This is a genomic window from Solimonas sp. K1W22B-7 (genome assembly GCF_003428335.1).
In the GTDB taxonomy this organism is placed as follows: Bacteria; Pseudomonadota; Gammaproteobacteria; order Nevskiales; family Nevskiaceae; genus Solimonas_A.
Genome location: NZ_CP031704.1, coordinates 4,962,037 through 4,976,588, shown reverse-complemented (window position 1 = coordinate 4,976,588; position 14,552 = coordinate 4,962,037). Strand labels below are relative to the sequence as shown.

General features: G+C 69.0%; 14 protein-coding genes. 10 read left to right on the top strand and 4 right to left on the bottom strand.

Annotated features, from left to right (window positions below; genetic code table 11):
* Nucleotides 1-3: 3 nt before the first annotated feature.
* Entirely contained in the window at nt 4-873 is an 870-nt protein-coding gene (locus D0B54_RS22295; RefSeq protein ID WP_117294294.1) for an NAD(P)-dependent oxidoreductase, read from the top strand.
* Between the two features lie 33 nt (nt 874-906).
* Here the strand turns inward: D0B54_RS22295 and D0B54_RS22290 are convergent, their stop codons facing one another.
* Both D0B54_RS22290 and D0B54_RS22285 read right to left on the bottom strand, forming a co-directional pair.
* Nucleotides 907-1,653 (bottom strand): FadR/GntR family transcriptional regulator, encoded by a 747-nt coding sequence (locus tag D0B54_RS22290; protein WP_117294292.1) that lies wholly within the window; start codon nt 1,651-1,653, stop codon nt 907-909.
* Nucleotides 1,650-2,300 carry a hypothetical protein gene (locus D0B54_RS22285; RefSeq protein WP_117294290.1) on the bottom strand — a complete coding sequence of 217 codons (651 nt, stop codon included), beginning with the start codon at nt 2,298-2,300 and terminating at the stop codon, nt 1,650-1,652. Before D0B54_RS22285 ends, D0B54_RS22290 begins: the two co-directional genes overlap by 4 nt.
* Before the next feature lie 179 nt (nt 2,301-2,479).
* Here D0B54_RS22285 and D0B54_RS22280 point away from each other — a divergent pair, with 179 nt between their 5' ends.
* A complete protein-coding gene (locus D0B54_RS22280) occupies nt 2,480-3,523 on the top strand; it encodes an alpha/beta fold hydrolase (RefSeq protein WP_117294288.1) in 1,044 nt (347 codons plus the stop codon).
* 145 nt (nt 3,524-3,668) lie between these two features.
* Here the strand turns inward: D0B54_RS22280 and argH are convergent, their stop codons facing one another.
* Entirely contained in the window at nt 3,669-5,057 is a 1,389-nt protein-coding gene (gene argH, locus D0B54_RS22275; protein WP_117294286.1) for an argininosuccinate lyase, read from the bottom strand.
* 129 nt (nt 5,058-5,186) lie between these two features.
* On the opposite strand from argH, the gene D0B54_RS22270 reads away from it, so the two are divergent.
* The 6 genes from D0B54_RS22270 (at nt 5,187) to D0B54_RS22245 (ending at nt 11,568) form a co-directional block, all read left to right on the top strand.
* Nucleotides 5,187-6,278: a sensor histidine kinase gene (locus D0B54_RS22270; RefSeq protein ID WP_117294284.1), complete on the top strand. Its 1,092-nt coding sequence runs from the start codon at nt 5,187-5,189 to the stop codon at nt 6,276-6,278.
* A 3-nt stretch (nt 6,279-6,281) separates the two neighbouring features.
* Nucleotides 6,282-7,028 carry a LytR/AlgR family response regulator transcription factor gene (locus D0B54_RS22265; protein WP_117294282.1) on the top strand — a complete coding sequence of 249 codons (747 nt, stop codon included), beginning with the start codon at nt 6,282-6,284 and terminating at the stop codon, nt 7,026-7,028.
* 595 nt (nt 7,029-7,623) lie between these two features.
* Nucleotides 7,624-8,547 (top strand): hydroxymethylbilane synthase, encoded by a 924-nt coding sequence (gene hemC / locus D0B54_RS22260; protein WP_117294280.1) that lies wholly within the window; start codon nt 7,624-7,626, stop codon nt 8,545-8,547.
* Nucleotides 8,544-9,308, top strand: a complete 765-nt coding sequence (locus D0B54_RS22255; RefSeq protein ID WP_117294279.1) for a uroporphyrinogen-III synthase — start codon at nt 8,544-8,546, stop codon at nt 9,306-9,308. Before hemC ends, D0B54_RS22255 begins: the two co-directional genes overlap by 4 nt.
* On the top strand, nt 9,284-10,384 hold the full coding sequence (locus D0B54_RS22250; protein ID WP_205527211.1) for a uroporphyrinogen-III C-methyltransferase: 1,101 nt from the start codon (nt 9,284-9,286) through the stop codon (nt 10,382-10,384). The genes D0B54_RS22255 and D0B54_RS22250 overlap by 25 nt, the downstream gene beginning before the upstream one ends.
* Complete coding sequence (locus D0B54_RS22245) at nt 10,381-11,568, top strand: heme biosynthesis HemY N-terminal domain-containing protein (protein ID WP_117294275.1); 1,188 nt, start codon at nt 10,381-10,383, stop codon at nt 11,566-11,568. Before D0B54_RS22250 ends, D0B54_RS22245 begins: the two co-directional genes overlap by 4 nt.
* A 270-nt stretch (nt 11,569-11,838) precedes the next feature.
* On the opposite strand, the gene D0B54_RS22240 is transcribed toward D0B54_RS22245, so the two are convergent.
* The gene (locus D0B54_RS22240; protein ID WP_117294273.1) at nt 11,839-12,855 is read right to left on the bottom strand and encodes a 2Fe-2S iron-sulfur cluster-binding protein; all 1,017 of its coding nucleotides are present in this window, start codon (nt 12,853-12,855) and stop codon (nt 11,839-11,841) included.
* Between D0B54_RS22240 and D0B54_RS22235 the strand changes: the two genes are divergently transcribed.
* Both D0B54_RS22235 and mscL read left to right on the top strand, forming a co-directional pair.
* Entirely contained in the window at nt 12,854-13,708 is an 855-nt protein-coding gene (locus tag D0B54_RS22235) for an SDR family oxidoreductase (protein ID WP_117294271.1), read from the top strand. The two genes, D0B54_RS22240 and D0B54_RS22235, sit on opposite strands and share 2 nt — an antisense overlap.
* A gap of 119 nt (nt 13,709-13,827) precedes the next feature.
* Entirely contained in the window at nt 13,828-14,226 is a 399-nt protein-coding gene (mscL, locus tag D0B54_RS22230; RefSeq protein ID WP_117294269.1) for a large-conductance mechanosensitive channel protein MscL, read from the top strand.
* Nucleotides 14,227-14,552: the final 326 nt, after the last annotated feature.

The following is a 14,552-nucleotide window of genomic DNA, read 5'->3' as shown; positions in this document are numbered from 1 at the left end:
CGCATGAAAGTGGGATTCATCGGACTCGGGGCGATGGGCTGGCACATGGCCGCCAACCTCGCCGACAAGGGCTTTCTCGCCGCGGTCTACACCCGCCAGCGGCAGCAGGCCGAGGACTTCGCCGCCCAGTACCCCGTGCGGGCCGTCACCTCGGCGGTGCAGCTGTGGGACGACTGCGACGTGATCTGCCTCTGCGTGCCGGCCGATCGCGACGTGATGGAAACCGTGGAGGCCCTTGCGGTGCCGGCGGCCAGGGGCCGGCTGGTGATCGACTGCTCCACCGTGGCCCGCGAAACCGCGATCGACGCGGCCGATCTGCTGGCCAAGGTCGGCGCGCGCTTCCTCGACGCGCCGATCACCGGCGGCACCGAGGGTGCACGCCTGGCCCGGCTGACCTTCATGGTCGGCGGCACCCCGGAAGACTATGTCTCGGCCCTGCCGCTGTTCGAGGCCATGGGCTCGCGGCACATCCACATCGGCCCGCACGGCAACGGCCAGGCCACCAAGGCGGTCAACCAGGTGATGGCCGCCGGTGTCGCCCAGGCCGTGACCGAGGGCCTGGCCTTCGCTGCCGCGCTGGACCTGCCGCTGCACCTGGTGATCGACGCCGTCAGCACCGGCGCCGCCGGTTCCTGGTTCCAGCAGAACCGCGCGCGCACCCAGGTCACCGGCGAGTATCCGCCGGGCCTGAAGGTGGCGCTGCATCTCAAGGACCTGATGATCTGCCAGCAGATGGCGGCGCAGCTGGGCGGCGACCTGCCCTGCGTCGACACCACCCTGGCGCAGTACCAGACGCTGATGGCCGAAGGCCACGGCGAGGAGGACATCTCCTCGCTCTACCGCCTCAACAAGCGCTTGTTCCCGCAGCATTGAAAGTCCGGCCCCGGCGCTTTGCCGCGCCGGGGCTCATTGGATGCTTCCTCCTGCATCCACGGCATCGAGTGCGTGTTCCAGCGCCCCGCGGCCGATCTCCACGTGCAGGCGCCCATGGCTGCGGGCCGTTTCGGCGTCGCCGCGCCGCACGGCGGCGGCGATGGCGCCGAGGTTTTCCAGGTCGCGGAACTCGGCCTGCAGCACCGCCGCCATCGCGTCCTGGGCCTGGCTGTAGGTCCGGGTCATGGAATTGAAGGCGAGGCGGAAGGCGATGTTGCCGCAGCGCTCCACCAGCTTCCGCCAGAACGCCAGGGCATGCGCCTGCAGGGCCTTGAGGCTGCCGGCGTCGGCGCGCATCCGCGCCAGCAGCGCGTCGAGTTCATCGGCCAGGGCCGCTCCGCCCTTCTGCGCGGCGGCGGCGGCGATGTCCGGCGCCAGCGCCGAGCGCATCGCCATGATCGAGCGCACCACCGCCGTATTGAGTTGTCCCTGCGCGTTCACCAGCAGGCCCGGCAGCAGTTCCAGGCCGCCCTCGGCGAGGTAGTCCAGCACCACGCTGTTGCCGCCCTGCCGCACCGCCACCAGCCGCGCCTGCTGCAGGCGCTTGATCGCCTCGCGCACGGCGCCGCGGTTCACGCCGAGAGCCTCGGACAATTCACGCTCCGCGGGCAGCGCGGCCCCGGCGATCAGTTCACCGCGCAGGATCTTGTCGGCCAGCTGGCGATAGACCGAGTCCGACAGCGATTCCTTGCTGACGGCGGAAAAGGCGGGAGGGGTCATGGGCTCAGACGTTCACTCGGGCGGGTTTGCGCGCCGCCTTGCGGCGCGGGCGCGGGGGCCGCAGCCGCCGCGGCCACCCGGGCCTGGGGCTGCGGCGCCGGATGCTCGATGCCGCGGGGCTGCGGCAACCGCTTCGCGATCCACCCAGGCAGGCCGGGCAAGCCCAGCACATTGTTCTCGCGCGGACTGCCCTCGGTGAACTCGCGGGTGCCCATGACGTAGTCGAACCAGGGGCGCGTCACGCACCAGTTGGCGCCGGGGTTGCGGCCCATGTGGTGGTCGTAATGCCAGGGGATGCGCTCGCGGCCCCAGGCGGGGTCCAGGTGCGAGCGCTTGTGCACGCGGTAGTAGTTGGCGGCCGAGTACCACAGCGTGCCGACGAAGAACGGCGCCACCGGGAACAGCGGCGCCACCGCCACGCCGGCGCCGATCAGCGCCCAGGCCTCCTTGCCCTGCGCATGCGCGCCGAGGGCAAAGCGATGGTAGTTCGGGTCGTGGTAGCCGTTCTGCCGCACCAGGCGGTGGTGCTCATGGAAGTGGAACGACCAGAAGGTGCCGCGGGTACGGCCCCAGCCATGCAGCACGTGCTTGTGCATGACCCATTCGACCGCGTTGGCCGTCACCAGGCCCAGGGGAATACCGATCATTTCAGGACTAAGCCTCCGTATGGGCGCTCGACCAGACCCATCTGGTCATGTGGTCAACTTATCATACCAGTTGGACGGGCACAAATCTGACAGGCGAGTCATGCAATTCGAGTAGGTCGGGGGGAAAGCGGCGCTGTTAGCATCCCCGCCATCCCGAAAACTTACCCGGCGTTCAATACATGAAGCGTTCAGTCGTCGTACTGCTGGTCGTGCTCCTGCTGCTGGTCGGCCTGCCCGCCGGCTTCGTCGCCGCCACCTGGGCCCCGGACCGTCCGGTCGCGGAGTTGCGCGCGCGCTGGGCCAAGCCGCCCTCGTCCTTCCTCGAGATCGGCGGCATGGAAGTCCACGTGCGCGACGAGGGGCCGATCAGCGACCGCGTGCCGGTGATCCTGCTGCACGGCACCTCGTCCTCGCTGCACACCTGGGACGGCTGGGCCGAGGCGCTCAAGACCCAGCGCCGCGTGATCCGCATCGACCTGCCGGGCTTCGGCCTCACCGGCCCAGCCCCGGACGGCGACTACAGCATCGACGCCTACATGCGCTTCCTCAACGCCGTGTTCGATCACTACGGCGCCGAGGGCTATATCGTTGCCGGCAACTCCTTCGGTGGACGCCTGGCCTGGGAGGCGGCGCTGGCGCTGCCGTCCTATGTGCAGAAGATCGTGCTGGTGGATGCCGCCGGCTACCCGCTGCCCTCGGAGTCGGTCCCGCTGGGCTTCCGCCTGGCGCGCATGCCGCTGCTGGCGCCACTGATGGAGCGCACGCTGCCGCGCAGTGTCATCGCCTCCAGCGTGCGCAACGTCTATGGCGATCCGTCCAAGGTCACGCCGGAACTGATCGACCGCTACTACGAGCTGACCCTGCGCGCCGGCAACCGCAAGGCGCTGGCGCAGCGCTTCGCGCAGAACGGTGGCGACACCTCCAGCCGCATCCGCGTGCTGAAGCTGCCGACCCTGATCCTCTGGGGCGGCCGCGACCAGCTGATCCCGCCGGCCAGTGCCACGCGCTTCCATCGCGAGATCCAGGGCAGCCAGCTGGTGATGTTCGACGACCTCGGCCACGTGCCGCAGGAAGAAGACCCGCTGCGCACGGTCAAGCCGGTGCTGGGCTTCCTGGGGCCGGCGCTGCCGTTCGTGCGCCTGGAAGCGGCGGGGGCGGCGGCTCCGGTCGAAGACGCTGCAACGGAAGCTGCTCCGGTCGAGGCGACTCCCTCGACGCCGTGAAGAATACTTGTGGGAGCGGGCTTGCCCGCGATCTGTCGGCGAGCCGGCGAAGATCGCGGGCAAGCCCGCTCCCACAAATGACAAAGCTTCATGCATAAACGAAAAGGCCCGCTTTTGCGGGCCTTTTCGTTGAGGGGCTCGAGGCTTACAGCCCGCGCGCGGCCCGCGCCCGGGCAATGGCCGCGCGCACCTGCGCCGGCGCGGTCGCGCCGTAGTGGTTGCGGGCGTTGAGCGAGCCTTCCAGCGTGATGCGCTCGTAGACGTCGTTCTCCACCAGCGGCGAGAACCGGCGCAGCTCTTCCAGCGACAGGTCCGACAGGTCGCAGCCCTTCTGGGCGGCATGGCCCACCGCGCTGCCCACCGCGTGGTGCGCGTCGCGGAACGGCAGGCCCTTCATCACCAGGTAGTCGGCCAGGTCGGTGGCGGTGGAGAAGCCCTTGGCGGCGGCGGCGCGGCAGTTGTCGCGCTTCACCACGATGTGCGGGACCATCTCGGCGTAGACCTGCAGGCAGATGCTCAGCGTGTCGACGGTGTCGAACAGCGGCGGCTTGTCTTCCTGGTTGTCGCGGTTGTAGGCCAGCGGCTGGCCCTTCATCAGCACCAGCAGGGCCTGCAGGTTGCCGATCACCCGGCCGGTCTTGCCGCGCACCAGTTCGGGCACGTCCGGGTTCTTCTTCTGCGGCATGATGCTGCTGCCGGTACAGAAGCGGTCGGGCAGGTCGACGAAGCCGAACATCGGCGTCGACCACAGGATCAGTTCCTCGCTCCAGCGCGACAGGTGCACCAGCACCAGGCTGGCGGCGGCGCAGAATTCGATCGCGAAGTCGCGGTCGCTGACCGTGTCCAGCGAGTTCTCGGTGACGCCGTCGAAGCCCAGCAGCTCCGCCGTGTAATGGCGGTCGATCGGATAGACCGTGCCGGCCAGCGCGGCCGAGCCCAGCGGCAGCAGGTTGAGGCGCTTGCGGCAGTCCAGCAGGCGGCTGCGGTCGCGCAGGATCTGCTCGCGCCAGGCCAGCATGTGGTGGCCGAAGGTCACCGGCTGGGCGATCTGCATGTGCGTGAAGCCCGGCATCACGCTGTCGGCCTCGCGCTCGGCCAGGTCCAGCAGCGCCCCTTCCAGGCGGCCGATCAGCGGCGCCAGCTCGTCGATCACGTCGCGCACGTAGAGGCGCAGGTCGGTGGCGACCTGGTCGTTGCGTGAGCGGCCGGTGTGCAGGCGCTTGCCGGCGTCGCCGATGTCCTCGGTCAGGCGCGCCTCGATGTTCATGTGCACGTCTTCGAGCTTCTCGCTCCACTCGAAGGTGCCCGACTCGATGCGGGCCAGGATCGCGTCCAGCCCGGCGACGATGCTGTCGGCGTCGGCGGCGCTGAGCACGCCGACCTTGGCCAGCATGCGCGCATGCGCCTGCGAGCCGCGGATGTCCTGGCGGTACAGGCGCGAATCGAAGCTGACCGACTCGGAGAACTTCTCGACCAGTGCGGAGGTGGATTCGGCGAAACGGCCGCCCCAGAGTTTTGCGTTGCCGGAGGACATGTGTGGCTCGGTAAAAAGTGCGCGATTATAGGCGTGTGGCCCCGTGGAGTGGCCGGCACGGTCCCGGCAGTCCGGGCGGATCTGTTGAATAATATTTAAAGAAAATAACAATATTCAAGATTAAATCACGTGGAACGCATCGTCCCCCAGCAAACGCTGCAGCTCAACAACCTGATCCCGAATTTCTGCCAGGGATCGGCGGTGCTGCTGCTGGCGTTCACCATGGAGCTGGTGGCGATCGTGCTGACCCTGGGCCGCGGCGCCGGCGGCCAGGAGGCGATCGAAACCTTCACGATGATCTCGCTGTACCTGCAATGGATCGCCCTGTGCTCGGCGGCGGTGCTGTGCTGGTCCCGGCGCTGGTTCCCGCTGGCGCGCCCGGGGGTGGTGTTCTTCTACTGCTGGGGCCTGCTGGTGGTGGTGGTGATGGCGGTGGCCGCCGCCGCGCACAAGCTGTTCACCGAAGTGCTGCACTGGGACGGCCTGATGTCGCAGGAGCCGCGCATCATCTTCGTGATGCGCCACGTCACCATCGCCGGCATCGTCGCCCTGCTGCTGCTGCGCTACTTCTGGCTGCGCCACCAGTGGCGCCTGCAGGTCAAGGCCGAGGGTGAATCGCGCTACCAGGCGCTGAACGCGCGCATCCGCCCGCATTTCCTGTTCAATGCACTCAACAGCCTCGCGGCCCTGATCCACGTGCAGCCGGACGACGCCGAGTCGATGGTGGTGGACCTGTCCGACCTGTTCCGCGCCAGCCTGGAGAAGCGCGGCCAGATGGGCCCGCTGGCCGACGAAATCGGCCTGTGCCACGCCTACCTGCGCATCGAGAAGCTGCGCCTGGGAGACAAGCTGGAGATCGAATGGGACATCCCGGACCGCCTGCTGGAATGGCCGGTGCCGATGCTGGTGGTGCAGCCGCTGGTGGAGAACGCCGTGCACCACGGCATCTCCAAGCTGGCCGGCCGCGGTGAGGTGCGCATCGCCGGCCGCGAGATCTTCGGCCGGCTGGTGATCGAGGTCACCAATCCCATCCCGCAGGGCGAGTCCCTGACCTCGCAGGGCAACCGGATTGCGGTCGACAATATTGCCCAGCGCCTCAACCTGATTTACGGTGACAGTGCGCGGCTCGAACTGGGCCGCGACCTGAGACTGGAAGGCGGCGTGTTCAGGGCACGCCTGGTCCTGCCCAAAGAACCCCGAAAAGAGCCCGAAGGAGACTGAAGCATGCGCGTCGTGATCGTCGATGATGAGCCGCTGGCCCGCGAACGCCTGAAGCGCCTGCTGTCGGAGTTTCCCGGCTACGAGGTGGTCGGCGAGGCCGGCGACGGTGAATCCGCGCTCGACGTGATCGACGACGAAGAGCCGGACCTGGTCCTGCTCGACATCCGCATGGGTGGCATGGACGGCATCCAGGTGGCGCGCCAGCTGGCCGAGCTGGAGGTGCCGCCGGCGGTGATCTTCACCACCGCCTACTCGGAGCACGCGCTGTCGGCCTTCGACGCCGCCGCGCAGGCCTACCTGCTCAAGCCGATCCGGGTCGACAAGCTCAAGGAAGCGCTGATGCGCGTGCGCAAGCCGACCCGCGCGCACAAGCCGGCGCCGGTGGCCGCGCCGATCCCGGGCGGCAAGCCCAAGCGCGAGTTCGTGCTGGCGACCAACCGCGACGGCCTGGTGCGCGTGCCGGCCGAGGACATCATCTATTTCCTGGCCGACCAGAAGTACACCACGGTGAAGCACCTGCACGGCGAGGTGCTGATCGAGGAATCGCTGAAGACCCTGGAACAGGACTTCGCGCCCTGGTTCATCCGCATCCACCGCAAGGCGCTGGTGGCTACCCGTTTCATCGCGGGCCTGGAGCGTGATCGCCATGGCGACCAGCATCACTGGCTGCGCATGAAGCACGCCAGCGACCCGCTGCCGGTGTCGCGCCGACGCCTGGCCGAGGTGCGCAGGTTCCTGACGGATGTCTGAGCGTTGCTGATGCTTCTTGCGCGAAAAGGGCCGGAGAAATCCGGCTCTTTTCATTTGCAGGGCATGAAATGTAGGAGCGAGCTTGCTCGCGACCTGGTCGTTGGGTCTCCAGGCCTTTGAAGCGGTGGTGCCGGCGACTACGCCGGTCAGGAGCCGCGTTTCTCTGGAGGTGTATTTCGCCTAAGGGCGAGTCACTTTTCTTTGTTATACGACAAAGAAAAGTAACCAAAAGAAAACGTACCCTTGTATCGGCGCCCCGCTTACGCGGGGTGCCCCGCCCAGTGGTCGGTCGCTGAGGGGTCGGACACACAGGCCATCCATGGCCTGCGTGTCCTCGGCCGGACATCCTGTCCGGCTCGACCCCTGCGCCCGACCCCTGTGCGGGCGCCGCTACGAGGGAACCCGGAACATCAAAAGCATTCGCTGCGCTCACCAAGCCATTGGAAGACACAAGAAGGCTTTTGTGTTCCCTCTCCCCTTGTGGGAGAGGGTGCCCGGAGGGCGGGAGAGGGGACTCTGCTCCCGCGCGAATGACCACGTTTTCATTGGAAAAAGCGGATAATCCCCATCGTCTCCCCACCGTCGCGTACCCCCAATGCTGCTGCGCATCGCCACCCGAGAATCCCCGCTTGCCCTGTGGCAGGCCGAGCACGTCAAGGCTCGCCTGGAGGAAGTCCATGCGGGGATCCAGGTGGAGCTGGTGCCGATGACCACGGCGGGCGACCAGATGCTGTCCAGTCCGCTGGCCAACATCGGCGGCAAGGGGCTGTTCGTGAAGGAGCTGGAGCAGGCCATGCTGGAGGGGCGCGCAGATATCGCGGTGCACTCCATGAAGGACGTGCCGGTAAGGCAGCCGGACGGGCTCTGCCTCAGCGCCTTCCTCGCCGGTGAAGACCCCTCCGATGCCTTCGTCTCCAACAGGCACGACTCGCTCGACGCCCTGCCGCAGGGCGCGGTGGTGGGCACGTCCAGCCTGCGCCGCCAGGCACAGCTCAAGTCGCTGCGGCCGGACCTGGTGATCCATGACCTGCGCGGCAACGTCGGCACGCGTCTGCGCAAGCTCGACGAAGGCCAGTTCGAGGCGATCCTGCTGGCCAGTGCCGGGCTGATCCGCCTGGGGCTGGCCGAGCGCATCCGCGAGCGGCTGTCGTCCGACCGCTTCCTGCCGGCGATCGGCCAGGGCATCGTCGGCATCGAATGCCGTACCGGCGACGAGCGCACGCGCCGCCTGCTGATGCCGCTGCACGATGCGCGCAGCTACACCCGCCTGATGGCCGAGCGCGCGATGAATGCGAAGCTCGGCGGTGCCTGCCAGGTGCCGGTGGCCGGATTCGCCGAGGTGCTGGGCTCCGAGGTCCGCCTGCGTGGCCTGGTCGGCGCCCCCGATGGCAGCCGCGTGATCCGCGGCGAACTGCGCGGCACGCAGGCGCGCGCCGAGGAACTGGGCGAGGAACTGGCGCGGCGCCTGCTGGACCAGGGCGCCGGCGACATCCTGCGGCAGCTGGGAATCCCGGTGTGAACCAGCCGCCGCTGGCCGGCCTGGGCGTGATGGTGACGCGCCCGGCGGAGCAGGCGGAAGCGCTGTGCCGCCTGCTGCTGACCGAGGGTGCCGTGGTGCGGCGCCTGCCGCTGCTGGCGATCGAGCCGGCGCGCGCGGCGCCGGGCCTGCTGCAGCAATTCGCCGAGGCGCGCGACGCCGACGCCTGGATCTTCACCAGCCGCAACGCCGTGCGCTGCGCGCGGCGTCTCGACACCGGCCGCTGGCCGGCCCGCCTGTACGCCGTGGGTGCCGCCACCGCAGCCGCGCTGGAGGAACTGGATCTGATCGCGACGATTCCACCGGGGCAATTCTCCGGCGAGGGTCTGCTGGCGCATCCCTCGCTGCAGCAGCCGGCGGGGCAGCGCTTCCTGCTGGTGACCGGCACCGACGGCCTGGGCACCATCGCCGAGGGCCTGCGCGGGCGCGGCGCCAGGGTTACGGTGGCCGAGGTTTACCGCCGGCAGCCGGTGGCGCATGCCCCGGCCCAGGTGGAGCAGGCCCTGCAGGACAGCCGCGCGATCCTGCTGACCAGCGGCGAGGCCCTGCAGCTGCTGCTGCAGCTGACGCCGGAGCCGCAGCGCGGCTTGCTGCGGCGGCGCAAGCTGGTAGTGCCGTCGGCGCGTGTGGTAGAACAGGCCCTCGAACTGGGCTTCGAGCTGCCGCTCGTACCCGAACAGGTTTCCGACGCCGCCTACCTGCGTTGCCTGGAACGCTGGTGGACCGAACACAAGCCCGCATGACGACGCCGACGCCTTACGACACCGCGGAAACGCCACCCAAGCCGCCGGTCCCGCCGGCAGCCCCCGCGCACCGCCGCCGCAGCCTGCTGCCGCTGCTCCTGCTGGTGGTCGTCGCCGGCGTTGCCGCCGCCGCGTTCTGGGTCTGGCAGCAGCAGCAACAGCTGCTGCAGGACACCCAGAAGCACGGCAATCTGATCGACCGCCTGTCGCATGACCTCAGCGGGCTGGAATCCACCGCGCAGAAACTCGACACGCGCCAGGGCGACCTGGCGGCGATGGCGCAGCGCAGCAGCAGCGAGGTCGCCGAGTTCGGCCGTCGCATCGAAGAGCACGACCAGGTCGTCGGCAATCTCAATGAGGCGGTCGCCGGCGGCCGCGGCCGCTTCGTGATGGCCTCGATCGAGAACCTGCTGCTGCTGGCCAACGATCGCCTGCAGATCGCCGGCGACGTGCGCTCCGCCCTGGTGGCGCTGCAGGAGGCCGACGCGCGCATCGCCGGCATGCGCGACCCGCGCCTGTTCAACGTGCGCCAGGCCCTGGCCGAGGAGCGCGCCGCGCTGCAGGCGGTGCCGCAGCCGGACTACGCCGGCGCCGCGCTGACGCTGTCGAGCCTGGCCAGCCGCGCCGCGCAAATGCCGCTGCGCGCCCGCGCCCCGGACCATTACGAAACCGCGATGCAGGCGCCGGCGGCCGCCGCGCCCGGCACCACGCGCTGGCAGCGTCTGAAGCAGTCGGTGGGGCAGGCCCTGCACGGCATGTTCACGCTGCGCCGCAACCAGGGCCCTGCCGCGCGCCTGCTGGCGCCGCAGGAGGAAGCCCTGGTGCACCAGGTGCTGATGCTGCGGCTGGAGGCGGCACGCGTCGCCCTGCTGCGCGGCGACACGGTGTCGTTCCGCGATGCCTGCAGCGGCGCCTCGCGCTGGCTGCGCGATTACTTTCGTGCCGAGGACCCGGCGGTACAGGGCGCACTGGGCGAGCTGGAGCGCCTGCAGCCGCTGGAGCTGTCGCCGCCGCTGCCCGAGCTCACGCGCAGCCTGGCCTTGCTGCGCGCCCACATGGACGTGTCCGCCCGATGATCCGCGTGCTGCTGCTGGCGGTGCTGGCGCTGGCGCTGGGCAGCATCGCCGCCTACCTGCTGCGCGCCGACACCGGCTACGTGATGATCACCCAGGGTCGCTGGGTGCTGGAGACCTCGCTGTTCGGCCTGGCCGGGGCGCTGTTCGTGATCGTCTGCGGCCTCTACTACGGCTTCCAGCTGATCGTCGTCGGCGCCGGGCTGCCGATGCGCGTGCGCCGCGCGATGGAGCGCCGCCGCTCCGACCTGGCGCAGGAGTCTTTCGAGGCCGGCATGCTGCGCCTGATGGAGGGTCACTGGCGCGAGGCCGAGATCGAGATGGTGCGCCGTGCCGCCGATCATCGCGCCTCGCACCTGAACTACCTGGCGGCGGCCAAGGCCGCGCAGCAGCTCGGTGCCGCCGACCGCCGCGAGCACTACCTGCGGCTGGCCGGGCAGGGCGATCCGCACCTGCGCTTCGCCGCGCTGCTGACGCGCGCCGAACTGCAACGCGCGCGCGGCGAGTACAGCCAGGCGCGCGACAGCGCGCTGGAGCTGCGCGAGCAGGACCCGCGCCATCCCTACCCGATGGAACTGCTGGCCGAATGCCATTTCGCCCTGGGCGACTGGGAGCGCCTGCAGGGCGTGCTGCAGCAGCCCGACACCGCCGCCGCGCTGGCGCCAGCGCGGCGCCGCCAGATGGCGGCCGAGGCCCTGCGCCAGCGGCTGCTGGACGCCACCCGGGCGGCCAGCGTCGACCAGCTCAAGACACTGTGGGAACAGGCCGGGCGCGAACTGCGCGAGGATCCCGTGCTGCTGCGGGTCTACATCCGTGGGCTGGTGCGGCTCGCCGCCGAGCCCGAGGCACTGGCGCTGATCGCCGGCGCGCTGAACCGGGGCTGGGACGCCGAGCTGATGCGCCTCTACGGCGGCCTGCACGCCGCCGACCCGCTGGGCCAGCTGGCCATGATCGAGCAGTGGCTGGGCCGCTACGGCGAGTACCCGGAGGCGCAACTGGCCGCCGGCCAGGTCTGCCTGCGCAACAAGCTCTGGGGCAAGGCGCGCAGCTACCTCGACGCCGCGATCCGCCAGCAGCCGACCCCGGCTGCCTACCTGGAGCTGGCGCGTGTCTGCGAAGCCACCCAGAACCGTGCCGATGCGGAGAAGTACAACCGCCTGGGGCTGGAGCTGGCGGCGGGGCTGTAGCCCTTCTTCTCTCCCTCTCCCCGTTTACGGGGAGAGGGCTGGGGTGAGGGGCGGCTTTTGGATGTGCGCGGCACGTACGGATGTGACACTGAACCTCTTGTGGCATACGCCAGTACAGGCCGCGTCCTGTTGTTCCGCGCACAGCCCCCTCACCCCGACCCTCTCCCCGCAAGCGGGGAGAGGGAGAGAAGAAGCCAGCCGCAACAACGCCCTTCGCTCCGTAGGAGCCAGCTTGCTGGCGACAGGCTCATTCGACGTCCTGCTCCTGCCTCAGTTCTTCGCCGGCCAGGTCTCGAACGCGTAGTCGAAGGAATCGTAGAACAGGTGGTCGGGGTCCAGCCCGGCGGCGGCGAAGGCGTCCTTGCCGCTGCGCACCATCACCGGCGGGCCCGACATGTAGATTTCGTGGCCGCCCAGCTTCGGATAGGCCCGCAGCAGCGCTTCGTGTACCAGGCCACGCTCGCCCTGCCAGTCCGCATCCGGTTCGGATAGCACCGGCGTGTAGCGGAACAGCGGCTGTTCCTTCTCCCACTGCCGCGCCAGTGCATCCAGGTACAGGTCCTCGCGGCTGCGCACGCCCCAGAACAGCTGCGTGCTGCGCTTCAGCCCGCGGGCGAACTGATCCTCCAGCATCGCCTTGATCGGCGCGAAGCCGCTGCCGCCGGCCATCAGCAGCATGGGCTTATCAGAGTCCTCGCGGATGTAGAAGGCACCCAGCGGGCCCTCGATGCGCAGGATCGCGCGCTCCGGCATTTCGTCGCGCACCCAGTGCGCGAAGCGGCCGCCGGGAGCGATGCGCAGGTGCAGTTCCAGGGTTTCGCCATTGGGCGCGTTGGCAATGGAGAAGCTGCGCCGCTTGCCGTCCTCCAGCAGGAAATCCAGGTACTGGCCCGGCGCGTAGTCGAAGGTTTCGCCCTTCGGCAGCTTCAGGGTCAAGCCGATGACGTCATGCGACAGCGCCGTGCGGGCCTGCGCCCGCACCGGCAGCTGCCGTACCTGCAGGCGCTCCAGGCGCGCCGGCTGGTGCAGGTCGATCACCAGGTCGCTGCGTGCCTCGGCCAGGCACATCAGGATGTAGCCGGCGTCGATCTCCGCCTGCGACAGCGCCGGCGGCGGCAGGCGGTGCTGCGCCTCGCCCTGCAGCAGGCGCACGCGGCAGGACCCGCAGCCGCCGGACTTGCAGCCGAAGGGCAGGGCGAGATGCTGGCGCAGGCCGGCCTCCAGCACGGTCTCTTCCGCGCCCGCGGCGAAGGAGTTGTCGCGTCCGGCCAGATAGACTTGGTGCATGAAGACTCTCGAAGACCTGTTGCCGCGCCAGGCGGCGATCGTCGGTTGCGGTGACGTCGGCCAGCGTGTGGCGCGGCGCCTGCGGGCGTTGGGCGGCGAGGTTACGGCAATCGCCCGCCACCCGCCAGACATGCCGGGCCTGCTGCCGCTGGCCTGCGATCTGGACCGCGAGCCGCCGGACCTGCCGCAGCCGCTGGTGTTCTGGTTCGCACCACCGCCGGCGTCCGGCGACGAGGATCCACGCCTGCGGCGCTGGCTCGACACGCGGCCGCCGGCGCGGCGCATCGTCTACATCTCCACTTCCGGCGTCTACGGCGACTGCGGCGGACGCTGGATCGACGAGGATGAGCCGGCCCGTCCGCTCAGCGCGCGCGCGCACCGCCGCCTGAATGCAGAGGCATTGCTGTGGGAGCATGCCGCTGCTGGCGAATGCGAGGTGATGGTGTTGCGCGTGCCCGGCATCTACGGCCCTGGACGCCTGCCGCGCGAGCGCCTGCAGCAGGGACTGCCGGTGGTGCGCGAGGAAGAGTCGCCCTATACCAACCGCATCCACGCCGAGGACCTGGCGCAGGCGGCGCTGCATGCGGCGGCCTGGGGGCGGCCCGGCCGGGTGTACAACGTCGCCGACGGCCAGCCGACGACGATGTGCGACTACTTCACGCGCTGCGCCGCCCTGCTCGGCCTGCCGCCACCGCCGCAGGTGTCGATGGAGGAAGCGCGGCAGCGGTTCACGCCGGCGATGTGGTCCTTCATGGAGGAGTCCAAGCGCCTGCGTACGGAGCGGCTGCGCGGGGAACTGCGCTTTACCCCGGCTTACCCCGACCTGGCGTCCGGTCTGCCTGCATGCTTTTGAATTTGTATATTATAAATATTTTAATTTTATAAAAAATCACAACATCGGCCAATGGCGACGATACAATCGCCACAGCGTTCGGGCTGAACGCTTCCCCTGGATAACACAAGGAAGAATCCATGAGCATGATGAAGGAATTCCGCGAATTCGCGGTGCGCGGCAATGTCGTCGACCTGGCCGTCGGTGTGGTGATCGGCGCCGCCTTCGGCAAGATCGTGTCCTCGCTGGTCGGCGACATCGTGATGCCGCTGCTGGGCCTGGTCGTCGGCGGTGTCGACTTCAGCAAGCTCGGCATCGTGCTGAAGGAAGCGGTAGGCGAGACGCCGGCGGTGGTGCTGGCCTATGGCAAGTTCATCCAGGTCTGCTTCGACTTCACCATCGTCGCCTTCGCCATCTTCATGCTGGTCAAGGGCATCAACCGCCTCCGCCGCCAGGAAGCCGCCGCCCCGGCCGCCCCGCCGGCGCCGACCGCCGAGGAGAAGCTGCTGGTGGAGATTCGGGATCTGCTGAAGAAGTAAGCCTCGCCCAAAAGCTTGTTTGCCGCGGATTACGCGGATCAACGCGGATCAAGATCAAGGTCTTGCGACGGCTTTCGCATTCACCGCCAGGCAAGCCCCGGCGATGGAAGCATCTTGAGAATCCGCGTTTATCCGCGAAATCCGCGGCTGAATTGCTTCCTCGGGGATCGCCGGCAACGGCTGCCGCCGTTTGCCGGGCCTGGGCTTCCTTCCGTCCCAATCCGACAAAATCCCTACAGGCAACGCGCCCGCGCTGCGCTAAGGTGCCGCCGTCGGGTTGAAGTCCAGCAGGGGAGGGCGGCCCGGCGCAGGTTTTGGAGCGGCAG